A 23770-nucleotide genomic window follows, 5' to 3' on the forward strand; every position below is an offset into this window, starting at 1 on the left:
CTCTGATCCCCTAGATGCACGGCCCGGCATTCACAACCCGCACTGCCGGAATTTCAGGTCAACCCGTTGCCCGCAACCGTTTGAAGACGTGGACCATGAACGCGGTTGCCACAATCGGGACGAGAAAATTTACGAGCGGAATGGTTAACAGAAGGACAATAAGCACGCCGCAGAGCCATACATCGCCCCGGCGGCGACGGCGCAGCTGGGTTGCCTCGACGCGCGGCTGATAGCGGAAGGCGACTGCTTCAAAGTATTCCCGCCCGACCAGATAGCCGTTCACCAGCAGCGACAGGCCATAGAGCAGCGGCGGGAAGAACAGCAGGATGGCATAAAGCGGCAGCAGCAGGATATTGACCACAAGAACGACGCCGAGAAAGCGCAACGCGCTCCACACCGCCGGCAGCGTGGCCAGCGGCCGGCCTGGTTCCTCACCGGCGTAATAGCGACGTTCAACCGCATCGGCGATATCGTCCAGAAACAGGCCGATCGCCGCCGTCATCACGGCCGGGAACAGCAGCATCATGCCCAGCAGGGAACCGAGGCTGGACAGGGCGGCAATCGCCCAGTCGAGCCAGGCGTAGCCAGTGGCAGGCACCACCAGCAGGGCGGACCACAACCCGACGCCCAGCAGCACGAACACGACCAGGCTGACCAGCAGCGACTTCACCAGCACGCTGCGGAAGGCAGGGTCGGGAAGCTGCGCCAGCGCGCGCCGGAACGAGGCCGCGATCATGCCACCTTCCCGCTGACTTGGCCTTCTATCGGATTCACCGGCACCCGCTCGCTGAGGCCGAAATCGGCTTCGAGCAACGCCGAGAAGGCCAGCAGTTCGGCCTCGCCGCGCGGACGCGCCACGATCTGCAGTCCGACCGGCAGGCCGCTTTTCGTAAAGCCGCAGGGAATCGAAATCGCCGGCGTGCCGGTGATCGTGATCGCGAAGGTCAGCACCAGCCAGGAAATGTAGGTGTCGAATTTGCGCCCGGCGACTTCTTCCAGATAGCGCAGGCGATGATCGAACGGCGGCGCCACGCAGGTGGGCAATACGAGGAAATCGTTCTTCTCGAAGAAAGCAGCCACGCGGTTGTAGATCTGGCCTTGCACCTGCAATGCGCGGGCCTTTTCCTCGCCGGTGAGCTTGAGCCCCTTCTCGGCGTTCCAGATCACTTCGGGCTTCACCAGATCGGTCTTGTCCTTGATCTTGGGCCAGACCGTAACGGCGAAATTGGCGGCACGCAAAACCTGGAAACACTCTTCCGCCCCACTGAAATCAGGTACATCCTCGCTCACCGTCGCGCCCAGCCTGGCAATGCGCTGCACGGCGGCTTCGCAGATGGCGAGCACTTCGGCATCGACCGGCGACAGACCAAGATCCGGCGACCAGCCGATACGACAGCCACTAGCAAAGCGACTCGGCAAACGGCCAGTGACCATGGCGTGATCGACAGCGGAAACGTAGCTGTTGACGGGTGCGGGAATGCTCAGGGGATCGCGCGGTTCGAAGCCGCTCATCGCATCCAGCATCAGCGCGCAGTCGCCGACATTGCGCGCCATCGGGCCATAGACCGAGAGCGGATCGAAGGGCAGCGCGCGCGGGCCGAAGGCGACGCGACCGGGCGACGGACGCAAGCCGACCACGCCGGTGAAGCTGGCGGGAATACGCAGGCTGCCGCCGAGATCGGAGCCATCGGCGAGCCAGACCTCGCCCGCCGCAAGGCAGGCCGCCGCGCCGCCTGACGAGCCGGCCGGCGTGGTGGCGGTGTTCCACGGATTGGTGGTGGTGCCGAACACATCGTTGAAGGTCTGCGAACCGGCGCCGAATTCAGGCGTGTTCGACTTGGCGACGATCAGCGCGCCGTTGCTTTCCAGCCGCTCGACCGACCAGCCGGATTTCGTCGGTACGTAGTCGGCATAGACGCGGCTGCCCTGGGTGGAGCGCACGCCGGCCACATCGACCAGGTCCTTGGTGGCGATCGGCAGCCCGTAAAGATAACCCGGCGGCGCCGGATCGGGCGGGGTCAGCTTTGCCGCCATGGCCCGGGCACGGTCCAGGCAGAGCGTCGGCAGGGCATTGATTTTGGGCTCGACCTCGGCAATCCGCTTGGCGGCGGCATCGATCAGGTCCGCCGGCGTGATGTCGCGGGCCTTCAGGGCGGCCACGGCCTGGCGGGCGGTCATGCGGATCAATGCGTCCATATTTGCCTTCCTTCTGTCGAACGGCTACAGAGTAACGAGATTCGACCACTCCGGGAAACCCTCTATGTCCAAGCCCAAAAACAACGTGCTCGCCATCGGCAACGCCATCGTCGACGTGCTGGCCCGTGTCGACAATGCCTTCCTCGACGAGCATGGCATGCCCAAGGGCGGCATGACCCTGATCGATGGCGGTCGCGCCGAGCAGCTGTACGGCGCCATGGGCGAGACCACGGAAGTGTCCGGCGGTTCGGCCGCGAATACCGCCGCCGGCATCGCCGCGCTGGGCGGCAGCGTCCAGTTCATCGGCCGGGTGCGCAACGACACGCTGGGCGATGTGTTCGGCCGCGACATCAAGGCGCTGGGCGTGCAGTACGACACCGCCCCGGCAACGGATGGCCCCTCGACCGCGCGCTGCATGATCATGGTGACGCCGGACGGGCAGCGCACCATGAACACCTATCTGGGCGCCTCCATCGACCTCACGCCGGACGATATCGAAGCGAGCGCTGTCGCCGCCGCCGAGATCACCTATCTGGAAGGCTATCTGTGGGATCAGCCGATGGCCAAGGAAGGCATGCGCAAGGCGATGCGGCTGGCGCATGATTCAGGCCGCCGCGTGGCGATGTCGCTGTCGGACAGTTTCTGCGTCGACCGCCATCGCGAGGAATTCCAGCATCTGGTGGAACACCATATCGACATCCTGTTTGCCAACGAGGCGGAGATCATCTCGCTCTACCAGTCGAGCGATTTCGATTCGGCACTGCAGAAGGTGCGCCCCCATGTCGATGTCGCAGCTTTGACGCGTTCCGAAAAAGGTTCAGTGATCCTGGCCGGCGAGGAAGTGCATATCATCGACGCCATCAAGGGCGTGAGCGTGATCGACACCACCGGCGCCGGCGATCTTTACGCGGCCGGTTTCCTCTATGGCTTCACGCATGATTTCGACCTGCATGCCGCCGGCCGGCTCGGCTCGCTCTGCGCCGCCGAGGTGATCAGCCATATCGGGCCACGGCCGCAGAAGCCGCTGAAGCCCTTCGTGGCGGAAGCCCAGAAAGCCTAAACAGAAGGGCAGATCAGCCCGTTCTGATTAAAACGGCTTGTCGACGGCTGCGAGGAGCACATGGCGCTCATCCAGCCGCACCGAGGCGCTGTAGGCCGAGACGATGGCATGGCCGGCGCTGGGCAACATGTTGCGGTTCTGGGCGATATTCACTCGCATCACCATCTCGTTATGCGCCATCACATTCAGCACGGTGACGGGGCGGTCGCCCTTCAGCTTGCAGTTCACGCCGAGCCCGCCATCGAACCAGTAAACTTCAAACGGCTTCACCACGTCGAAGGACGTGCCGTCGGCAAATTCCATCGTGAAACCGGGGCCCGAGACCAGCACGATCCAGCGCGATACATTCGGGAAGCTTGAGAAAGGCCCGTCGCGCTCAATCACCGCGCGACTGACGCGCCAGCGGAAATTCGAGGTATTGGCCTCTGGCGGATCGACAACGATCTGATAGGTGGTGCCGCCGCCATTCTTCCAAGGCTCGGCATCCAGCGAGGCAAGCGAGATCAGCCGGTTGGCTTCCACCGCACCCGGTTTCTCGGCCGCCACCTGCCGGTTCCTGCCGGAGAAAAGACTGCCTAGTTGATCTTTGTCAGAGCCCATTTGAACACCAGGGGTTCGGCACCTGCCGAACCCGCCATCACGATCTGCTGCGTGCGGCGGACATCGCCGCCGACGCCAAGATAAACACTATCTTCCAAACGTACTACGCCGCCCATGCCGCGCCAGCGCCAGCCCTGCCCGCTAGAGGTCTTCAGGATCACGGTGTCGCCGCTGCCCAGCAGCGAGGCATGCATGCCCGGATGCAGATGCAGCCGCAGCACGGCCTCGACCGGCATGCCATTTGTCGGATTGGCACCCTCAGAGACTATATCCTCACCGCGCAGGTCTTCGCCGCCGGCCGAGAGATACAACCGCCGGCGATAGATCCGGTTGCAGGCGGCGCGCCAGCCATCATGCTCCGCTTCGAACCAGATCGCGCCATCCTGCTCGTTGCGCGAGACGGAAACGGCGGCGCTGGCGGCTGGCTCTTTGCCGCCGAGGCAGAGCGTGGAATGCGCCGACACGCTGCTGAGTGCCGTAGCCCAGTTGCCGCCCATCCGGCGCGAGGCGCCGCAATTGGAGATCAGGCGGTCCTTGCCATGGCTGAATTCAAACGACAGCAGGCCGGAATGTGGTTTGGTGCCCGCGACGCGTGGCGGCGGTCCGGCTGCATCGAGCAGCAGCAGCGCGCGTTTGGCTGCGGCGCGCTCGAAACCGCTATGCGTGGCCGAGGCCAGCGGCTTGCCCTTGGCATCGGAAAGCTCAAGCAACAGATCGATCTGCGCGGCATTCTCTTCTTCGCCGCCGTGGAACAGCGCCAACCCGCCATCGCCGTGCCGCAGGGTACGCAGCATCGGAGCCATGCGGTCGAGGTAAGGCTGCAGCATGGCCGCGCGTTCGGGATCGACCGCTTGCAGGAAGCGCCACAGCGCCACCAGATCGCGCAGCATGCGATAGAGCAGCGAGGGATTGCGCGACACATGGCCGCCATCGGCCAGCACCTGCGCATCCAGTGCCGCGCACAGCGCCTGGATCGCAGACTTGTCCTGCGCATGGCCGAGCGCTTCGGCACCATAGACGGCGCCGAGCGTGGCATCGAAGCGCGGCCAGCCGGCCGGTGCCGTGGCGCTGGCGCGTTTCAGATACGCGGCATGACGCGCGATGCTGAGCAGGAAATCATGGCCGAAGGCATCGTCGGCGCCATCGAGCAGGAAATGCGACGCCACCAGCCACTGCGTCAGCCGCCGTCCGGCGATCGCAGGCTGCCAGGGCAGGCCACGGATCGACAGCGAATGCCGGGCGATCCAGTCGGCCACCAGGCTGCGTGCCATGCGCCGCGCCATGTCGCCGCCCTGGCTGGAGAAATCGCGCAGCCAGACAAACCCATGCAGGCCGGCGGCCCAGGCAGCATGACTGGCAGCATCGAGACCGGCTTCACCGGGCGTGATCGACCAGGGTGCCGCATGTGGCGACGCAACTTCCGCGCCGGCAAACACAAAACGCCCCTGGAACAAACGGTCGGCATTGCCCACCGTACCGGTCCAGGGATCGTCGGGGAGAACGGGGAGTTCGAGCGGCGCCTTGCGCGGCAGCGTCAGCGCATAAAGCCGCGTGCCATACCAGGCCGCCGCCAGGCGACGCAGCAGTTTACGACCGGTGGAGTCCTGCAGCGAGGCCGCAGTCACGTCATCTCACTTCGACGGCTTTGCGCGCACCCGCGCAATGTTGTCGGCATAGGCCGACGGGCCGCCCTGGAACGTGGCGGTGCCGGCCACCAGCACATCGGCGCCGGCATCGACGGCAAGCTGCGCGGTTTCGGCATTGATGCCGCCATCCACTTCCAGGTCGATGGCGCGGCCGGAGGCGTCGATCGCCTTGCGCAGCACCTTGATCTTGTCGAGCTGGGTATGGATGAACTTCTGGCCGCCGAAACCGGGATTGACGCTCATCACCAGCACGAGGTCGACCATGTCGAGCACGGCAAGCGCGGCTTCCACCGGCGTACCCGGATTGAGCGACAGGCCGGCCTTCTTGCCCAAGCTGCGGATGAGCTGCAGCGTGCGATGCACATGCGGACCGGCTTCAGGATGCACGGTGATGATATCGGCGCCGGCCTCGGCGAATTGCGGAATGAACGCATCGATCGGCGAGATCATCAGATGCACGTCGAACGGCCGGGCCGTGTGCTTGCGGAGTGCGGCGACCACGCTGGGGCCGATGGTGAGGTTCGGCACGAAATGGCCGTCCATCACGTCGATATGGATATAGTCGGCGCCGGCCTTGTCGATGGCGGCGACCTCGGCCCCGAGCTGGGCGAAGTCGGCCGAAAAGATCGAGGGGGCGATTCGGGTGGCTTGCTGCGGCATGGCGCAGGCTTAGCAAATTTGGCCTGCTACGCCAAGCAAGCGGGTTTGCGGTATTCGGTCACGAAATGCGACGAATCCGGGGTTTTTCACCCTCGAATCGCCCTCCGCCTCGACGCCCGGCGAGTCGGGGGCTAGAAGAAGCGCCATGTCTGACGCTTCCGCCTTCCCCACCGTTCCCGGCCCGGCCTCCGCGCGCCGCGTGGCCGCCAACCTGGTCGATATGGTGCTGGGCAAGGGCCGCGCACTGGACGACGCCCTGGCCGACCCGAGATCGGGTTTCCGCGATCTCAGCGATCGCGACCGCGCCTTTGTGCGTCGCCTGGCCACCACAACCCTGCGCCGACGCGGCCAGATCGATGGGTGCTTACGCAAATTCCTCACGCTCTGGCCCAAGGGGCTGCCGCGCGAGGCGATGCGGCTGGGGGCTGCCGAGCTGCTGTTCCTCGACGCACCGGCCCATGCCGCCGTGGGCGAAGCCGTCAACCTGATGCATCCCGAGCAGAAGAAGCCGCGCGGCCTGATCAACGCGGTATTGCGAAAAGTCGCCATCGAAGGCCAGGCCATCGTGGCCGAACAGGATGTCGCCCGGGCCAACACGCCGGACTGGCTGTGGCAGAGCTGGGTGAATTTTTATGGCGAGGATGTCGCCCGAGATATCGCCATGGCGCATCTGCAGGAAGCGCCGCTGGATATCAGCCTGAAAGACGGCGATCCGGCCGACTGGGCGGAGACGCTGCAAGCCGAGGTGTTGCCGACCGGTGGCCTGCGCCGCATGGGCGGCGGCGCGGTCGAGAGCCTGCCGGGCTTTACTGCGCCGGAAGACGGCAGCGGCAGTGCATGGTGGGTGCAGGATGTGGCCGCCACGCTGCCGGCGAAGCTGCTGGGCGATATCGCCGGCAAGCGCGTGGCCGATCTCTGCGCCGCGCCCGGCGGCAAGACCGCGCAGCTGGCCGCACTGGGCGCCAGCGTCATGGCAGTGGATCGTTCCGACCCGCGACTGAAGCGGCTGAAGGAAAACCTGAAACGCCTGGGCTTCAAGGCCGACGTGCGAACCGCCGAGATCGAACAGTGGCAGCCCGAAGAGAGCTTCGATGCCGTGCTGCTGGATGCGCCCTGCACCGCGACCGGCACGATCCGCCGCCATCCCGATCTGCCGTACCTCAAGGATGAAACCGACGTGGCGAAGCTGGCCGAGCTGCAGCGCCGCCTGATGGTTGCTGCCTGGGCGATGCTGAAGCCCGGCGGGCGGATGGTCTATTGCGTCTGTTCGCTGCAGCCCGAGGAGGCCGAGTACCAGATCCGGCATCTGCTGGCGCTGCCCGGCGCCGAGATCATTCCTGCCGATGCCGGCAGGCTGCATCTGCCATCCGAAGCCGTGACACATGAAGGCGCGTTGCGCACCCTGCCCTCGATGTGGTCGGGCCGCGGCGGCATGGACGGCTTCTTCGCCATCTGTTTGCAGAAGAACTAGAAGCGCGGCGGCTCCACGAAGATCGCCACGATGCGCCGCACCACCGGCAGCACGAACAGCATGATCGGGAAGGCGACAATCCAGGACAGGCCCCAAGCCTGCATCCATTTCGCCACAAAACCCTCGGCAAGGCCGAGGCTGTTGACCGTGGCAATGCCCGAAACGATGCAAGTCATCATCAGCGACAGCAGCAACGGCACGGCGATGGCGTTGTAGCGGGCGGGCAGTTTCTGGCGCATCGGTTGATCCGATTGATGGCGGCGGCAGATGTTTACCGCATCCACCGCCGCCCTGCCATAGCCAAGCTTAGTCCAGCAATTCCCTCATCACCTTGTAGAGTTCGGCCTTGGCCTCGAAACCAACACCGGGAATCTGCGGCAAAGAGACATAACTGTCGTTTACCGCGATGCCGTCGGCAAAGCCGCCGAAGGGCTTGAACACATCGGGATAGCTCTCGTTGCCGCCCAAATGTAAGCCTGCCGCAATATTGAGCGACATCTGGTGGCCGCCATGCGGCACCACGCGGCGGCTCGACCAGCCATGCTCCTTCAGCACATCCAGCGTGCGCAGGTATTCGACCAGGCCGTAGCTGAGCGCGCAGTCAAACTGCAGGAAATCGCGCTCCCTGTTCATGCCGCCGAAGCGGATCAGGTTGCGCGCATCCTGATGCGAGAACAGGTTTTCGCCGGTCGCCATCGGCTTGTCGTAATGCCTGCCGAGTTCGGCCTGCAGGGCATAGTCCAGCGGATCGCCGACTTCCTCGTACCAGTAGAGATTATACGGCCGGATCGCGTTGCCGTATTCGATCGCTGTCTTGATATCGAAGCGGCCGTTGACGTCGACGCAGAGATTCTGGCCGTCGCCGACGATCTTCAGCACGGCTTCGATGCGCTTGAGATCGTCCTTCAGCGGTTCGCCGCCGATTTTCATCTTCACGACGCGATAGCCGCGGTCGCGATAGCTCTTCATCTCGTCCTGCAGCGCCGACAGGTCCTTGCCCGGATAGTAGTAGCCGCCGGCGGCATAGACCCAGACCTTGTCATCCGCAACGCCGCCACGATAGCGATCCGCCAGCAGGCGCCAGAGCGGCACGCCGGCGATCTTGGCCACGGCGTCCCACACGGCCATATCCAGCGTGCCGACGGCGACCGAGCGTTCGCCATGGCCGCCCGGCTTCTCGTTCTGCATCAGCGTCTTCCAGATCGCAAACGGATCCAGGTTGTTGTTGGCCGTATCGACCAGCGTCTCCGGATTGGCTTCCATCAGGCGCGGCAGGAAGCGTTCGCGCATCAGCGCTCCTTGCCCGTAGCGGCCATTCGAGTTGAAGCCGAAGCCGACCACCGGCTTGCCGTCGCGCATCTGATCGGTGATCACCGCCACCACCGAGCAGGTCATCCTGGAGAAATCGATATAGGCATTGGCGATCGGCGAGGCGATCGAGGCGGTTTTCTCGCGGACGTCTACGATACGCATGGGAAATATCAGCTCCTTGGGTCGATGGCCGCATCCTAGACATGGACAGGAACCCTTAGCCAATGCCAGATTCGGATTTGATCATTCCGATCCCGCATTGGGACAATCGTCTATGGAATTCAACTGGCTGGAAGATTTTCTGGCGCTGGCCGAAGCGGGCAATTTCTCTCGCGCCGCCGAAGCCCGGCATATGACGCAGCCGGCCTTCAGCCGCCGCATCCGCGCGCTGGAGGACTGGGCCGGCGTGATGCTGTTCGACCGTTCGGCCCAGCCGGTGAAGCTCACGGCCGCCGGCGAGCAGTTCATGCCCGCAGTGCGCGACATGCTGCGCCGTCTGGCGCAGGCGCGCGACGAGGCGCGCCAGGCCGAACAGGCCGAGACCGCGACACTGATCTTCGCCGCGACGCAGGCGCTGTCGCTCACCTTCTTCCCCGGCTGGCTGCGCGGGCTGGATATCGCGGCACGCCTTGGCGCGATCCGCCTGATGTCGGGCAGCATGCAGGCCGGCGAGGAAGCTCTTTTACAGGGCCAGAGCCAGTTCCTGCTCTGCCACGGCCATGATGCCGTGGCCAACCGCCTGCCACCGGATCGCTTTCTCTATCGCCGGCTGGCGCAGGATCGCCTGCTGCCGGTCTGTGCACCCGACGCAAACGGCGGGCCTTCGCACGCGCTGGATGGCGCGAAGCAGCCCCTGCCCTATCTCGCCTATGCCGAGGATTCAGGCCTCGGCCGTATCGTCACGGCCATGCTGGGCCGGCGCGAGACGAGTCTGCCCTTGCGTGTCAGCTTCATCGCGCCGCAAGGCACCGTGCTTCGTGCCATGGCGCGCGACGGACGCGGCATCGCCTGGCTGCCCGACAGTTTGATCGAGGACGATCTGGCGGCCAAAACGCTGGTGCTGGCGGGCGACGAAGCCTGGATCATCCCGGTCGATATACGGCTCTATCGCCAGCGCGAGCGCGGCACCAGAATCGCGGAGGATTTCTGGTCAGCCGTGCAGGAAGCCTGAGAGGCCGTCCCATAAGAGTTTCAGCGCTGTGATCACCAGCAGGCTGTAGCAGGCACGATAGAGCTGGCGCTGGTCGAGCCGCTCATGCAGGCGCCAGCCGAGCCAGACGCCGAGCGGCGCCACCGGCAGGCAGACCGCCATCAAGACCCAGGTCTTAGCATCGGGCTGGCCGAGATAGAGCCACGGCCCAACCTTCACGGCATTCGCCACGGTGAAGAACAGGCTGGTCGTGCCGGCATACACCACTTTGGAAAGACCGAGCGGCAGCAGATACATCGCCAGCGGCGGTCCGCCGGAATGCGCCACCATGGTCGTAATGCCAGAGGCAAATCCCGCGAGCAGGCCTTTCGCGGGCACGCGCGGTTTCGTCTGCACCTGCCCGCCGCTGCGGAACCAGAGCCCGGCGAACAGCAGCGTGATCAGCGCCATTGCGATCTCGATGAGATGGCGATCCAGCACCGACAGCAGCAGCCAGCCGGCCGCGATGCCTATCACCAGCATTGGCAGCAACAGTTTCGCATCCGGTTTCGACCAGGTGCCCGGCCGCCAGAAGAAAAACGCGACGATGTCGATGGCGATGAACAGCGGCGCCAGCACCGTGCCCGCTGTGATCGGGTCCATCGCCAGCGACAGCACCGGAATGCCAACAATGGCAAAGCCGCCGCCGAACGCGCCGCGCATGAAGGCGATCAGGAAGACGCCGAGGGAGGCGACAAGAAAGGGAAAGAGTTCGGGGAGCATCTTCTATACCGTCACCCCGGCCTTGACCCGGGGTCCCATTTGTTGGGACAGAAAAATGGGATTCCCGCTTTTCGCGGTAATGACGAACTATGCGCCGATCACGCCTCGCGCAGGTCCATCGCGACGGGGGCGATCTGGTCGGCAAGGTAGCGCGCCAGGTCAGCGCGGGATTTCGCGTTGCGCAGGATTTTCTCATCCTGCGGATTGGACAGGAAACCGGTTTCGATCAGCACGCTGGGCAAAGCCGGCGAACGCAGCACGGCGAAATTCGCCGCCCGCATCGGGTTTTCCAGCAGCTGCACGCGATGGCCCACGCCAGTGACAATACGCTTCTTGGCGGACAGCGAAGCATTGTGGCCATGGCGGCGCGCCAGATCGATCAGGATCGCCGCGGTCTGCTTGTCGGTCGCGCCGGCATCGAAGCCGTAGATCGCATCGACCTGGTTCTCGCGGTCGGCGAGCCGGCGAGCGAAGTCATCCGTCGCCTTTTCAGCGCGGGTATAGGCCGAGAGGCCACGCGCTGACCTGTTCGGTGCGGCATCGGCATGGATCGAGATGAACAGATCGGCATGCTTCTCATGCGCAAACGCCACACGGCTGGGCAGCGGGATGTAAGTGTCGCGGTCACGGGTGAGGAAGACCTTGATGTCGGAACGGCCGGCCAGCGCCTGGCGGATGCTCTGGCAGACCGAAAGCGTGACGTCCTTCTCTTCCGTTCCGGTGACGCCGATGGCGCCCGGGTCGCGGCCGCCATGGCCCGGATCGAGAATGACGACGGCCGGCGCGCGCGGCGGCATTTTCGGCGCATTGGGCGTCGGCTTGCGGCCCGGCAGCGGCGGCGACTTGCGCGCAGCAGCGTCCGCCCATGACGGCACTGCGGCACTGCCAAGCAGGCCGACCAGCGATGAGATGATGAAGCGACGCGTATACATGACCGAATCGGGAGCCTGTTTGCGAATCGGTGGAAACTGCGCGGACGATAGAGTCCGCCGGACTCCTCTGCAAGAAAAGTCCGTAACTTAGCCTGTCAGCAGATGGTGAATGCTTCGTTAAGGGCGATCGCCGGTGGGGTCGACAGACTCACTCGACCGTGTATTTCGCCCGCACGTCGTATTTGTTCGTCTTGGCCCAGCCCTCGATCAGCTTCTCGAGCGCCGAATTCGGCTTCTCCGGCAGCACCAGCTTCAGCTTCACATACTGGTCGCCGCGCTGGTCCGAAGCGCCGCCCTTCAGCGGGAAACCGCGACCTTTCAGGCGCAACGTGGTGCCCGAACTGGCGCCCTTGGGCACGCCGACCGCCACCATGCCATCGATGGTGGGCACAGGAATCTTGGCGCCGAGAATGGCTTCATCCAGCGTGACCGGCAGTTCGAGATGCAAGTCGTCGCCCTGGCGGCTGAAAAAGGCATGCGGCTCGACCGTCACCTCGATCAGTGCGTCACCGGCTTCGCCGCTGTTGCGGCCGGCATCACCCTGGTGGCGCAGGCGGATCTGCTGGCCATCGCCCAGGCCGGGCGGAATGGTGACATCGAGCTGCTTGCCATCGGGCATGGTGAGGCGGCGCTTGCAGCCACGCGCGGCATCAAGGAAGCCGATCTTCAGATTGAAATGACGGTCGGCACCACGCATCGGCCGGTTGGCATTGCGCGCGCCGAAACCGGCACCAGCGCCACCAGCCCCGCGGCCGCGCCGCATCTGGCCGAAAATCTCGTCGAAAATATCCTCACCGCCGGCATTGGGATCAAAGCCGAAGCCGCCGCCGGCAGCGCCGCCGAACGGCCCGCCGCCCGCACCACCCGCGCGATGAGCGCCGCCACCGAAACCGCGCGCCCGCGGCTGGCCGGCGGCATCGATCTCGCCGCGATCGTATTTGCCGCGTTTGTCGGCATCGCCGAGCAGATCGTAGGCCGCCGAGATTTCCTTGAAGCGGTCGGACGCCTTTTCATTGCCCTGGTTGCGGTCGGGATGGAATTCCTTCGCCAGCTTGCGATAGGCCTTGCGCAGGTCTTCGTTGCTGACACCGCGCGCCACACCCAGAACCTGATAGGGATCACGCATCCTGCTCAATCCTCAAGGCTTGCTGTCCTGGCCATCAGCAGGCGGTTCGGCCGTTTCGTCCGGCGACGAGGTGAAGATATCAGGGATCGAGACGCCACCACCCGAAGAAATCGCCGAATAGAAACGGCTGAGGAAGCCGGGCCGGCCGTCGTCTGCCGGCTGCTCGTCAGCAGCCGGAGGCGACGGGAGAGTCGCTGGGGGTTCGGCGGGCGCGGCAACGACCGGCGGGGGCGCCGGAGTTGCCGGCTGGGCCGGCATCGTTGCGGCGGTTTCGGTTTTGCTGTCGGCAGCAGCCGCCTGCGGGACAGGCATTTGCGGGACAGGTGTCTGCGCTGCGGGCACCGGCGGCGCGGCAGTCTCCGCGACGGGCAGATTGACGCCCGAGACCAGTGGCGGTTCGGTCGCCTTCACCAGCTGCGACAGGCGCTCGATCGCTTCCGGCTGACCCGACTTGGCGGCGAGATTGTACCAGCCGAGCGCGCGCGCCTCGTTCTTCTCGACGCCGAGGCCCAGTTCATACATCAGACCGAGATTGTATTGTGCCACCGCCAGATTCTGCACGGCAGCGGCGGCAAACCATTTATGCGCCTCGTCGTAGTCGACCGGCGTGCCTTCTTCGCCCTGCAGATAGATCGCGGCGAGATTGGCCTGCGCCCGCGAGAAACCCTTCTCGGCCGCAAGGCGATACCAGTGAATGGCCTGGGCAATGTCCTTCTCGACGCCCTGACCCCAGCGGTAGAGATGGCCGATGTTGCGCATCGCCGCCACGTCGCCGCGATTGGCCAGCGGCAGCCAGGCCTCGTAGGCCGCCTTGTGGTCGCCGGCCTCGTAGGCGCGCACGCCCTGCACGAAATCCGCTTTTGCCGCCGGCGCAAACAGCAGCGCGCAGCTCAGCAGCGCGACCTGCGCCACGGCCAGCAGCGCGTGAGGCTTATGTGCGGCTGCAGGCATGCGGATCAACCGTTGACGACTTTCCAGCTGCCGTCGGGCTGGCGGCAGGCAGTGCCAAAGGCCTGCTCGGTCTTGCCGCCCACCGTGACGGACTGCTGGAACTCGCGGCAGTAATCGCCATTGCTGGCGGTGCCTTCGCGCGTCGGCGTCACCGTGCCGGAATTGCCGCTGTCAGGATTGCGCCAGGAAATCGGCTGGCCGATCGGCGCGGTGGTGGCCCGGTTGCTGGCCTTTTCCATTTCCGCCTTGTCGGCCTTGTCCAGCGAAGAGCCGATCTGGTTGCCGAGATAGGCGCCCGCCAGCGCGCCGGCCGCGACGCCGACCAACTGGCCGGTGCCCTTGCCGAACTGCGCGCCCAGCACAGCACCGCCGATGCCACCCAGCACCGTGCCGACATTTTCCTTGTTCATCCCGCCGGAGCCATCGTTGTTCTGGCAGCCGGAGACCAGCAGGGCGCTGGCCAGTGCAGGGATCAGGAGCAGGCGGACAGGAAGACGGACGGTCATCGGAAAGCCTCATGCAATGCGAAATGGCGCCGCGGTGCCGCGTGTTGCGGGCCGTCCGGCTGCGTTAACACACAGTATATTGGGCGGGTTAACGCCCCCGCAAGGCGGCGGCCCGGCGATTGCCGGCCCGAATCGTTCCCGGCCCGGCACAAAAAAGCCGGCCCGGGGGTCCGGGCCGGCTCTGGCGATCCGACTGAGACCGCTGAATTACGATTTGCCGAAGAAATCCAGCGTGGTCAGCAGCGGCGAGGGCTCGTCGGCCAGTTTGGCGCTGTCGAACTGGTCCAGCGCGTTCGACTTCATGATCGAACGGATGGTGCGGATGTAATCCTGGCCGCGCACCGAATAGCGATGCAGCGTGCCGGCCAGCTGATAGCTGTCGGTCGTCTGGCTGCGGTCGCGCATGCCGGCGCGCTTGTCGCGGAACTCGCGATAGCTCGCCTTGGAATTCAGGTTACGCATATAGGCGGCGACCGAATTCTCCAGGCTCTTGAAGCGCTGCACTTCATAGGTCTCGCCTTCGGGGCGGTTTTCCGGCACCAGGCCGGCGCCCGGAGTCCAGGTCCACATGCCGAAGACGGCGTTGCCCATCAGCGCGAAACGCGAAGTGCCCCAGCCCGATTCTTCCACGGCCTGGGCCAGCGCCAGACCCGGCGGGATCGCATCGACGCGATTCAGAAGTTCGGCGGTGTCGATGTCTTCGACGCCATAGAGTTCGGCCATCTGTGCCAGCCACTGCTGGTCGCGGGCCGACAGCGCAGCGCCGATCTGGGTGCGCTGATGCAGCTGCTCCAGACGATTGCGGTCAGCGGTGATGCGCTCGTTCTCGCGCAGGATATGCGGCAGCATCACCTTCAGGAAGGCGCGCTTGCGCTTCTCGGTCAGGTTGACGTCGGCGATATCGACCGGCAGTGAGGCGAGGAAGATGCGCGGCACTTCCACTTGGCCGGCGGGATTGCGCAGCTCGGCGAGATCAAAGCCCTGCTGCTCGAAACGCGCCAGCATGGCATCGACGGTGCGTTCGGTTTCGGCGCGCATGGCGGTGCGATGCGGCGAGAACTGGCGCACTTCGGCAATGCGGCGCGAGGCTTCTGCCGCGCTGATCGCCGGCGCGTCGTCTTTCTTCTCCCTGGAGACGGCATCGGCCACCACGCTGCTGCGCGGTTCGACCACGGCACGCCAGTCGAGCTGCGCGATCTGGCGCAGACGATCCCAGGCATCATGTACGGATTCGCCCACCGACTGGCTCGGCGCGACCTGCGCCACCTGCATGTCGGGCACGCGCGAAAGCTGGCGGCTCGAAAGCCAACCTACCCCCACTCCGGAAACCAGGCCGACGGCCAGCAACAGGCCAAAACCGGCAAAAATCAGACGTACGTCCGATCCAATGGCAAGCAATCGCCGATCGCGATGTGCTGTCATGGGTCAAACCTCCACAGTTATCAGCGCCAAGCCCACGGCACAGCCGGCATATCTTCGCCGTACTGCACCGGGCGCTGCCCTATGTGCGATCCCCCACTCAGGAAACGCGGCAAACTGCCGTCAGTTCCGGGAAACCCCCGAAAACTGGCGGCGACTCAAACGGCCCGAACTTCGGAAACCTCGGGAACGTAATGCTTCAGCATGTTTTCAATGCCGTAGCGCAGGGTTGCCGTCGAACTCGGGCAACCGGAACAGGACCCCTGCATCTGCAGCAGGACCACGCCGCGGTCGAAACCGCGGAAAATAATATCGCCGCCATCCTGGGCCACGGCGGGCCGGACGCGGGTTTCGATCAGTTCCTTGATCTGGGTGACGATCTCGCCATCGGCCGGATCAAACATCTCCTCGACGCCGGAACTGCCGGCATCGGCGTTCATGACCGGCAGGCCGGACATGAAATGCTCCATGATGCCACCCAGCAGGGCCGGCTTCAGGACCGTCCAGTCCTGCGCCTCGGCCTTGGTCACGGTCACGAAGTCGGATCCCAGGAAAACGCCCTCGACGCCGGTCACCGCAAACAGGCGGGTGGCGAGCGGAGATGCCTTGCCCGATTCGGCATCGGTGAAGTCGACCGAGCCGCCCACGAAGTCGCCACCCAGCACGTCGCGGCCGGGAAGGAACTTCAGGGTCGCCGGATTCGGCGTAGTCTCAGTCTGGATAAACATGGTCTGGTCTCTCAGGGTGGACTGGAAATTGGTTGTCGGGTCCGCAAATATCAAGGCTGAAGGCAGTGGCGAAACCGTGGCCGAGACATGAAATTGCGTAGGCAGCGCCAGTTTTGGAAGATTTTGAATCAATGTGGATAAAATCGCAGGTTGTCCCCAGGGCTGTGGAGCAATGAAGGCACCGGCCGAGGGGGTCACGGAGCTTCCCAACTGGCCCGATTCGCGGCTTGTTCTGCCGCGCGCCGCCCAGTGGCTGATCGATCACGACGGCAAAGTGACGCCGGTGAGCGAGCTGCTGGACGGATTCTGCCGTCAGCTGGTGGACGAAGGCGTGCCGCTGTTCCGGGTCACCACCGGACTGCCCTCGATGCATCCCCTGACCCTGACCCGCGCCTTCATCTGGCAGCGCGGCGAGGGGGTGACCATGGCCGAACGCGGCCATGACATCATGCAGACCGACGAATATCTGAAAAGTCCGATCGCGGTGATCCATCAGGGTGCCGCCGCGATCCGCCGCCAGCTCGAGCTGCCCGAGACCCCGATGGATTTCGGCATCCTGCCCGAGCTGAAACGGGCCGGGGTGACCGATTACCTGGTACTGCCGATGCGCTTCACCCAGGGGCCGGGCATGGGGCAATCGGCCGGCCAGAATGTCTCCTTCATGAGCTTTGCCACTGACCGCAAGGGCGGCTTCCGGCCCGATGAGCTGAGTTACCTGATCGAACTGATGCCGTTGATCTCCCTGCGGCTGGAGCTGGAAGCCTCCCGGCGCATGACCCGCGATCTGCTGACCACCTATCTGGGTCAGAGCGCGGCCGAACGGGTGCTGAACGGCGATATCCGGCGCGGCCGCGGCTACGAGGTGGAAGCCGCCATCTGGCTGTCCGACCTGCGCGGCTTCACCCAGTTTTCCGACCGCAACGAGACGGTGGAAGTGGTGGCGACGCTGGATCGCTATTTCGATGCCATGGCCGGACCGATCCAGACGCATGGCGGCGAGGTGCTGAAATTCATCGGCGATGGCGTGCTGGCAATCTTCCGCGTCGAGGACGGCAATACGCTGGAAGCCGCCTGCCGCCGCGCGCTGACCGCAGCAGAAAACGCCTTTGCCGGCCTGCATGAACTGAACCAGGGCCGCGCGATTGCCGGCGTGGCGCCGCTGAAAGTCGGCTTGGGGCTCCATGTCGGCAAGGTGGTGTATGGCAACATCGGCTCGCGCGACCGGCTCGACTTCACCGTGATCGGCCGCGCGGTGAACGAGGTGGCGCGGCTGGAAGCGCAGACCAAGGCGATCGACAGGCCGCTGCTGGCTTCGGCCGCCTTCGCCGCGGCGATCAACGGCGATGCCGCCGCGCCCTATCATCTCGATTCAGTCGGCTTCCATGCGCTGCGCGGCGTGCGCGAACCGCAGGAGCTGTTCACCATGCCGACGGAACGGCTGGCCGGTTACGAATAGGGCTGATCAGGTCAGCCAATACTTCAGGTCAGGCGGTCGATCTGTTCGTCGCTGAGCCCGCCCGGAATCACCGTGATCGGGAATTTCAGATCGCCGGCCATCTGGCCCGCGAGCGCCGAGACCAGCGGACCCGGCCCTTCGCTGCCTGCACTGGGCGCCGCCGCCAGCACCAGCATGCGGATATTGGGATCCTCATCCACCAGCGCGAGGATTTCCGTCTTGGCGACGCCTTCACGGATCACCAGTTCCGGCATCAAACCGGATTCCTGGTTCACCTGTTCGGCCAGTTTCTGCAGCAGGTTCTCGGCCGCTTCATGCGCTTCGGAACGCATCATCTCGGCCACGCCGGCCCATTGCTGGAAATCGACGGGTTCGATCACGCGCAGCATCACCACGCCGCTGCGCACATTGCGGGCGCGCCGCGTGGCATAGCGCACGGCAACGCGCACCTCGTCGGTATCGTCGACGACGACGAGGAACTTGCTGCGCCGCTTGGCTTCGGCTTCCGCCTTGGTTTCGCTCATGCGGTCAAGGTTGCCATTGCCGGCCCATCCGATGCAAGTATCGGAGGTGGCGGCTGCGCTGCCGAGAATGCAGCAGCCTCGCCAGACAGCCATTGCGCGAAAATCCGCGCAGAGTTACGGGCCTGTTTTGGCAGCAATGCCGTATAGTGATGACCGGTCGGCATGAAACCGAAGGGCGCCACCAGGCGCCCGCTGCGCACGTCATCGGCCACCAGATGCCAGAAACCGATGGCGACGCCGAGGCCACCCATCGCGGCCTCCAGCATAAAATAGAAATGCTCGAACACTTGCCCGTCGCCACTCTGTGGAGTCGAGGGCAGATCGCGCGCAGCAAGCCACTCCGGCCAGGCATCGCGGCGCGTCACTGTATGCAACAGCGGCGCCCCTCTTAGCATAATCGGGTGCAGATCCTTCGCTGCGCGAATGCCGAGCTGCTGCGCCAGGGACGGCGACAGCACCGGACCGGCGCATTCGGCAAATAACGGCACGGCGTCTGTATCGGTGGGCCAGGGCGCAGTGCCGACGCGGATGGCGACATCGAACGCGCCGCCGCGCAGTGTGTCATTCGTTGTGTCTGTCGTGGTGAGGCGGACGATCAGACCGGGATGCGCCGCCTGAAATCCATGCAGGCGCGGGATCAGCCAGCGCATGGCGAAACTGCCGAAGCTGGACACCGCGACATCGCCGGCGGCATCGGCGCAGACCGCGTCGATGCCGCGCGAGATCCGCCCGAAGGCATCTTCCAGAACGGCCAGCAGACTCTCGCCCGACGCGGTGAGCTGCAGCCGTCCGCGATGGTTTTCCAGCAGCGACAGACCGAGCTGCGCTTCCAGGCCCCGCACCTGCCGGCTGACCGCGCCATGGGTGACGCCCAGCGTATCGGCAGCGCGTGTCATGCTGCCGTGGCGGGCGGCGGCTTCGAAGCTGCGCAGCGCGGTGAGGGAAGGCAAATGGCGGGGCATGATGCACCATACTGTGAGTATTTCTCACAGTAATGCGGAAAAATCATCGCTTTTCAATTAGATAATTGAGTTTATGAAGACACCATTCGTGATTTCAAATCACTCCATACCAAACGCAAAGGCCGCTTCCCATGCCGTTCATCCGCACCCTGGTGCCCCGGGGCACCGAGTCTGCCCGCAAGCAGGCCATCGTCATGGGCATCCATCAGGCCCTGATCGATGCCATCGGCATGCCGAAGGACGAGCTGTTCAACGCCGTGGCCGAATATTCACCCGACGACTTCTTCTATGACCGCAGCTTCAACGGCATCGCCCGGTCGGACAATCTGGTGGTGGTGGAGCTGACCATGCGGCGCGGCCGCAGCGACGCGATGAAGCGCGACCTCTATGCGCGGATCGCCGCCAACCTGGAACGCGACGCCCAGGTCAGCCCGCGCGACGTGTTCATCTTCACGCATGAGAACGACTATTCCGACTGGTCGGTCGGCAATGGCCAGTTTGCGATGAATATCGTGCAGCAGCGCGGCAGCGACAGCTGATCGCTTACTTCTGCAGAATATTGATGATCTCGTAGATCTGGGTGCGCGAACGCTCGACGTAGAAGCCCGTCGAGCCCAGATGGTTGGGCAGGATGAAGGCGTCGGGTTTCGCATTCCACACCACCAGGGGCTTCAGACTGGCGCCGGCGGCAAATGAGGCCAGCATCTGATCCCAGGTGCCGGCCAGTTCGCGGTCGCGCACCAGATTGGGATAATCCTGCTTCAGCTCGCGCAGAATCAGGTAATACGCGTACATCTGGCCTTTGACGCTGTAGAAGACGTCGTCGGCTTCCCAGTCGATAAAGGTCGCATTGCCGTCCTGGATACGGCGGTCGATGGCGGCCGAGGCCGAGCCGATGTCCAGTGCAATCCGCTCCAGCGTCGCCTGAAGATTATCGGCGCGGCGTTCGAACACCGCGTTGCCGGTGCTGAGGCGCTGGTTGTAGTTCAGCAGCGATGCGCGAGCCTTGCGATACTGTTCTTCCGATTTCGCCGTCGGCAGCAGCGAGGTGGAGAAATCGAAAATCCACTTGGTGCCGGAATACTGCAGCAGGCCGGCGGCTTCCTGCAGGTCGCGGTCGGTCTGGCTCGAGCCGCGCGTGCGGCCGATCTGGTCGACAAGCTGGAAGGCAAAACGCCCGAGCGCATGGATCATGCCGAGCTGATAGTTCGGCATGTTGTCGAGCATCGAGCCCGGCATGAAGAAGGGATCGTTGGCCACCCAGCCGTTGCGATTGACTTCGCGGTCGATCAGGGCTGCCGCCATCGCCACAGTCCGGCTGCCGCCGGCCGGCAGTTCGGCCGCCGGCACTTCGTAATCCATGCGATCGTCGATCTTATGCGCGATCAGCATGCCGACCGGGTAATACAGGCCGAAGACCAGCACGACGGCAATGACGGTCACCGGCAGCCAGCGGCTGCGCAGCCAGGCAGTGAAAGCGGAGCGGGAGGCGGCGGTGTCCATTGTCATTGGCCGGAAAAATGTGGCGGGCCTTTAATGTGGGCCCGCCACCCTCATCATTCAAGACTGGGCATCATTCAAGACGGAGCATCATTCAAGATCGCCTGCCGTGATTACGGACGCAGGAAACCAACCGTGTCGTAGACTTCCTTCACCACCGGCGCCGACAGCGCGCGCGCCTTCTCACCGCCCTCGCGCAGGATACCGTCCACGTAGCCCGGGTCGGCCATCAGGCGCCGCATCTCCGAGGTGATCGGATCCAGCACCGAAACGGCGGTTTCGGTCAGCAGCTTTTTGAAATCGCCCCAGCCCTTGCCGGCGGCGACGGCGACGGCCTGGTCCAGCGTCTGGCCCGACAGCGCCGCATAGATGCCCATCAGGTTCTGCGCTTCTGGCCGGCCTTCCAGGCCGGCTGCCGTATCAGGCAGCAATTCCGGGTCGGTCTTGGCGCGCTTGATCTTGTCGGCGATCATGTCGGCCGTGTCGGTCAGGTTGATGCGCGACTGATCGGAAGCATCCGACTTCGACATCTTCTTGGCGCCGTCGCGCAGGCTCATCACGCGCGTCGCCGTACCGAAGATCAGCGGCTCGGTGATCGGGAAGAGCTCGGTCGCATAATCGTGGTTGAACTTCTGCGCGATGTCGCGCGTCAGTTCGATATGCTGTTTCTGGTCCTCGCCGACCGGCACATGCGTCGCCTTGTAAACCAGGATGTCGGCAGCCATGAGCGCGGGATACGCGTAAAGCCCGAGCGAGGCATTCTCGCGGTCCTTGCCGGCCTTTTCCTTGAACTGCGTCATGCGGTTCATCCAGCCGAGCCGGGCAACGCAGTTGAAGATCCAGGCCAGCGTGGCGTGATCGGGATTCTGCGACTGGTTGAACAGGATGTTCTTCTTCGGGTCGATGCCCGAAGCGATCATCGCGGCGGCCAGTTCGCGCGTGCTGTTGCGCAGCTCGTCGGCATTGAGCAGCGATGCGGTGATCGCATGCATGTCGACCATGCAGAAGATGCACTCATACTCGTTCTGCAGCGCGACCCAGTTGCGCACCGCGCCGAGATAGTTGCCGAGATGGAGATTGCCGGTGGGCTGGATGCCCGAGAAGATGCGCCGTTGGAAGGCCATGGAAGTCCCTGATGATGTGGGGCGGTGGAAGGCCCCGGTTGTGGGAAAAGAATAAGGCGGCCGGTTATCGCCGGGCGGCCTGCCCTCGTCAAGACGGACCGCGTCAAGCGGGCGGCAGAGTTTTCGGCGGCTTGCGCAGCATCGCCTTCCATTCTGCCGGGCGCGTGGCGCGGATCGCCACGGCCGCGACCAGGAAGGTCAGCAGCCCGGCCGCGACCAGCACCGCCAGTGCGGCCAGCCGCAGCGGCTCGGGCCCGGCATACCAGGCGGGCAGCACAAAACGGTCGAGGCCATGGAGAACCAGCGCCATCGCCAGCGCGGCGACCAGAATGCGCCAGGCCCGGCTTTTCAGCCGCGCATCCGGATGCCAGTGGCCGCGCCGGTGCAGCAGCCAGCCGAGCAGCAGCGTATTGACGAGGGCGGCGATGGCAGTGGCCAGCGCCAGGCCGACATGCTGCAGACTCAGCATCAGCGCCGCGCCGAGGCCGAGATTGATTGCGATGGTGACAAAGGCGATGCGCACCGGCGTTCTGGTATCCTGCCGGGCATGGAAGCTGGGCGTCAGGCTGCGCGACAGCACATAGCCGGGCAGGCCAATGGAGTAAGCCAGCAGGGCATCGGCGGTCGCGCGCGCCGAGGCCGCGTCGAATTCGCCGCGCTGGAACAGGATCGAGATGATCGGAAACGGCACGCTGATCAGCGCGGTGGCGGCCGGCAGCGCCAGCAGCAGACCGAATTCCAGCGCGCGGTTCTGGTTGGCGACCGCAGCCGCCACCTCGCCGCGCGCCAGCTGCGCCGAGATGGTGGGCAGCAAGGCCGTGGCGATGGCGACGCCGACCACGCCGACGGTGAGCTGGTTGATGCGGTCGGCATAGAACAGGAAGGACACCGCGCCGGCCGGCAGCAGTGAAGCCAGCATCAGCCCGACGATCAGATTGACCTGGGTGGCGCCGGCGCCGATGGCGGCTGGCACGACCAGGCGGAACAGTTCGCGCACTTTCGGACTGAGTTTCGGCCAGCGCAGCGTCAGGCCCAGGCCGGCGCGGCGGGCTTCCCAGGCGAGCCAGAGGAACTGCACGATGCCGCCGACCAGCACCGACCAGGCCAGCGCTTGGCCCGGTCCACCGACATGCGCCTGCATCAGCGGCAGGCCGGCGATCATCACCAGATTGAGCAGGATCGGCGTCGCCGCCATCGCGGCAAAACGCCCGACGCTGTTCAGCATCGCGCCATACAGCGCCGCCAAACTGACAAAAACCAGATAGGGAAAGGTGATCGTGGTGAGCAGCACCGCCAGTTCGAACCGGCCATCGGCGAGGCCGCGCTCGGCGGCAAAGCCCGGCGCCAGCGCGAAGACCACTGCCGGCATGGCCAGCTGCGCCAGCAGGCTGAACACAAATGTGGCCGGCAGCAGCACGCTGAGCGCCTGTTCGGCGAAAGTCCTGGCCGCCGCGCGGCCCTCGTTCGCCTCCATGCGGCTGAACAGCGGTAGGAAGCCTACCGTGAAGGCGCCCTCGGCAAATAGCGAACGGAAAAAGTTCGGCAGCCGCAGCGCGACGAAGAAGGCATCCGCCACCGGGCCGGTGCCGAGATAGCGCGCGATCAGCAGGTCACGGGCAAAGCCGGCGACACGGCTGACCATGGTCAGGCCGCCGACAGTGGCGATGGCGCGGAAAAGGGACATCG

Annotated in this window: 24 protein-coding genes; 5 read left to right on the plus strand and 19 right to left on the minus strand. The window is 64.8% G+C overall.

What is annotated here, in order from left to right; genetic code table 11:
* Positions 1 to 58 precede the first annotated feature (58 nt).
* A complete protein-coding gene (locus tag FNB15_RS04935) occupies positions 59 to 736 on the minus strand; it encodes an EI24 domain-containing protein (protein ID WP_144067644.1) in 678 nt (225 codons plus the stop codon).
* On the minus strand, positions 733 to 2196 hold the full coding sequence (locus tag FNB15_RS04940; RefSeq protein WP_144067645.1) for an amidase: 1464 nt from the start codon (positions 2194 to 2196) through the stop codon (positions 733 to 735). Before FNB15_RS04940 ends, FNB15_RS04935 begins: the two co-directional genes overlap by 4 nt.
* A gap of 64 nt (positions 2197 to 2260) precedes the next feature.
* Here FNB15_RS04940 and FNB15_RS04945 point away from each other — a divergent pair, with 64 nt between their 5' ends.
* Positions 2261 to 3256: an adenosine kinase gene (locus FNB15_RS04945; RefSeq protein ID WP_144067646.1), complete on the plus strand. Its 996-nt coding sequence runs from the start codon at positions 2261 to 2263 to the stop codon at positions 3254 to 3256.
* A 27-nt stretch (positions 3257 to 3283) separates the two neighbouring features.
* On the opposite strand, the gene FNB15_RS04950 is transcribed toward FNB15_RS04945, so the two are convergent.
* Genes FNB15_RS04950 through rpe form a run of 3 tightly spaced genes read right to left on the minus strand, consistent with a single transcriptional unit; the run spans position 3284 to position 6162 of the window.
* Complete coding sequence (locus tag FNB15_RS04950) at positions 3284 to 3802, minus strand: HutD/Ves family protein (protein WP_185973715.1); 519 nt, start codon at positions 3800 to 3802, stop codon at positions 3284 to 3286.
* Between the two features lie 29 nt (positions 3803 to 3831).
* Positions 3832 to 5481 carry a heparinase II/III family protein gene (locus tag FNB15_RS04955; protein WP_144067648.1) on the minus strand — a complete coding sequence of 550 codons (1650 nt, stop codon included), beginning with the start codon at positions 5479 to 5481 and terminating at the stop codon, positions 3832 to 3834.
* A gap of 6 nt (positions 5482 to 5487) precedes the next feature.
* The gene (gene rpe / locus FNB15_RS04960; protein WP_144067649.1) at positions 5488 to 6162 is read right to left on the minus strand and encodes a ribulose-phosphate 3-epimerase; all 675 of its coding nucleotides are present in this window, start codon (positions 6160 to 6162) and stop codon (positions 5488 to 5490) included.
* Positions 6163 to 6307: 145 nt separating this feature from the next.
* Between rpe and FNB15_RS04965 the strand changes: the two genes are divergently transcribed.
* On the plus strand, positions 6308 to 7633 hold the full coding sequence (locus FNB15_RS04965) for an RsmB/NOP family class I SAM-dependent RNA methyltransferase (protein WP_144067650.1): 1326 nt from the start codon (positions 6308 to 6310) through the stop codon (positions 7631 to 7633).
* On the opposite strand, the gene FNB15_RS04970 is transcribed toward FNB15_RS04965, so the two are convergent.
* Together FNB15_RS04970 and FNB15_RS04975 are read right to left on the minus strand one after the other, a co-directional pair.
* Positions 7630 to 7872, minus strand: a complete 243-nt coding sequence (locus FNB15_RS04970; RefSeq protein WP_144067651.1) for a DUF2798 domain-containing protein — start codon at positions 7870 to 7872, stop codon at positions 7630 to 7632. The genes FNB15_RS04965 and FNB15_RS04970 overlap by 4 nt on opposite strands.
* Before the next feature lie 67 nt (positions 7873 to 7939).
* Positions 7940 to 9106: a mandelate racemase/muconate lactonizing enzyme family protein gene (locus tag FNB15_RS04975; RefSeq protein WP_144067652.1), complete on the minus strand. Its 1167-nt coding sequence runs from the start codon at positions 9104 to 9106 to the stop codon at positions 7940 to 7942.
* Between the two features lie 112 nt (positions 9107 to 9218).
* Between FNB15_RS04975 and FNB15_RS04980 the strand changes: the two genes are divergently transcribed.
* On the plus strand, positions 9219 to 10115 hold the full coding sequence (locus tag FNB15_RS04980; protein WP_144067653.1) for a LysR family transcriptional regulator: 897 nt from the start codon (positions 9219 to 9221) through the stop codon (positions 10113 to 10115).
* Here FNB15_RS04980 and FNB15_RS04985 read toward each other — a convergent pair.
* The 7 genes from FNB15_RS04985 to FNB15_RS05015 form a co-directional block, all read right to left on the minus strand.
* Positions 10095 to 10856 carry a sulfite exporter TauE/SafE family protein gene (locus FNB15_RS04985; RefSeq protein ID WP_144067654.1) on the minus strand — a complete coding sequence of 254 codons (762 nt, stop codon included), beginning with the start codon at positions 10854 to 10856 and terminating at the stop codon, positions 10095 to 10097. The genes FNB15_RS04980 and FNB15_RS04985 overlap by 21 nt on opposite strands.
* Positions 10857 to 10954: 98 nt before the next feature.
* Complete coding sequence (locus tag FNB15_RS04990; protein ID WP_144067655.1) at positions 10955 to 11788, minus strand: N-acetylmuramoyl-L-alanine amidase family protein; 834 nt, start codon at positions 11786 to 11788, stop codon at positions 10955 to 10957.
* Between the two features lie 148 nt (positions 11789 to 11936).
* Positions 11937 to 12914, minus strand: a complete 978-nt coding sequence (locus FNB15_RS04995) for a DnaJ C-terminal domain-containing protein (RefSeq protein WP_144067656.1) — start codon at positions 12912 to 12914, stop codon at positions 11937 to 11939.
* Positions 12915 to 12926: 12 nt separating this feature from the next.
* Positions 12927 to 13865, minus strand: a complete 939-nt coding sequence (locus tag FNB15_RS21445) for a tetratricopeptide repeat protein (RefSeq protein WP_144067657.1) — start codon at positions 13863 to 13865, stop codon at positions 12927 to 12929.
* Between the two features lie 5 nt (positions 13866 to 13870).
* Positions 13871 to 14371: an RT0821/Lpp0805 family surface protein gene (locus tag FNB15_RS05005; protein WP_144067658.1), complete on the minus strand. Its 501-nt coding sequence runs from the start codon at positions 14369 to 14371 to the stop codon at positions 13871 to 13873.
* Positions 14372 to 14578: 207 nt separating this feature from the next.
* Positions 14579 to 15793: a glucosaminidase domain-containing protein gene (locus tag FNB15_RS05010; protein ID WP_144067659.1), complete on the minus strand. Its 1215-nt coding sequence runs from the start codon at positions 15791 to 15793 to the stop codon at positions 14579 to 14581.
* Positions 15794 to 15948: 155 nt separating this feature from the next.
* Positions 15949 to 16518, minus strand: a complete 570-nt coding sequence (locus tag FNB15_RS05015; protein WP_144258632.1) for a NifU family protein — start codon at positions 16516 to 16518, stop codon at positions 15949 to 15951.
* A gap of 172 nt (positions 16519 to 16690) precedes the next feature.
* Here FNB15_RS05015 and FNB15_RS05020 point away from each other — a divergent pair, with 172 nt between their 5' ends.
* Positions 16691 to 17974 carry an adenylate/guanylate cyclase domain-containing protein gene (locus FNB15_RS05020; protein ID WP_144067660.1) on the plus strand — a complete coding sequence of 428 codons (1284 nt, stop codon included), beginning with the start codon at positions 16691 to 16693 and terminating at the stop codon, positions 17972 to 17974.
* Between the two features lie 23 nt (positions 17975 to 17997).
* Here the strand turns inward: FNB15_RS05020 and FNB15_RS05025 are convergent, their stop codons facing one another.
* A complete protein-coding gene (locus tag FNB15_RS05025; protein ID WP_144067661.1) occupies positions 17998 to 18498 on the minus strand; it encodes a universal stress protein in 501 nt (166 codons plus the stop codon).
* A complete protein-coding gene (locus FNB15_RS05030) occupies positions 18495 to 19460 on the minus strand; it encodes a LysR substrate-binding domain-containing protein (protein WP_144067662.1) in 966 nt (321 codons plus the stop codon). Before FNB15_RS05030 ends, FNB15_RS05025 begins: the two co-directional genes overlap by 4 nt.
* A gap of 131 nt (positions 19461 to 19591) precedes the next feature.
* Between FNB15_RS05030 and FNB15_RS05035 the strand changes: the two genes are divergently transcribed.
* Positions 19592 to 19999 (plus strand): tautomerase family protein, encoded by a 408-nt coding sequence (locus FNB15_RS05035; RefSeq protein WP_144067663.1) that lies wholly within the window; start codon positions 19592 to 19594, stop codon positions 19997 to 19999.
* A 4-nt stretch (positions 20000 to 20003) separates the two neighbouring features.
* On the opposite strand, the gene FNB15_RS05040 is transcribed toward FNB15_RS05035, so the two are convergent.
* From FNB15_RS05040 to murJ, 3 genes are all read right to left on the minus strand, one after another.
* Positions 20004 to 20963: a DUF2333 family protein gene (locus FNB15_RS05040; RefSeq protein ID WP_185973716.1), complete on the minus strand. Its 960-nt coding sequence runs from the start codon at positions 20961 to 20963 to the stop codon at positions 20004 to 20006.
* A gap of 110 nt (positions 20964 to 21073) precedes the next feature.
* Entirely contained in the window at positions 21074 to 22084 is a 1011-nt protein-coding gene (gene trpS, locus FNB15_RS05045) for a tryptophan--tRNA ligase (protein ID WP_144067665.1), read from the minus strand.
* Positions 22085 to 22187: 103 nt separating this feature from the next.
* Positions 22188 to 23768 (minus strand): murein biosynthesis integral membrane protein MurJ, encoded by a 1581-nt coding sequence (gene murJ, locus FNB15_RS05050; RefSeq protein WP_144067666.1) that lies wholly within the window; start codon positions 23766 to 23768, stop codon positions 22188 to 22190.
* Between the last annotated feature and the right edge of the window lie 2 nt (positions 23769 to 23770).

It is taken from the genome of Ferrovibrio terrae, assembly GCF_007197755.1.
Classification (GTDB): Bacteria; Pseudomonadota; Alphaproteobacteria; order Ferrovibrionales; family Ferrovibrionaceae; genus Ferrovibrio; species Ferrovibrio terrae.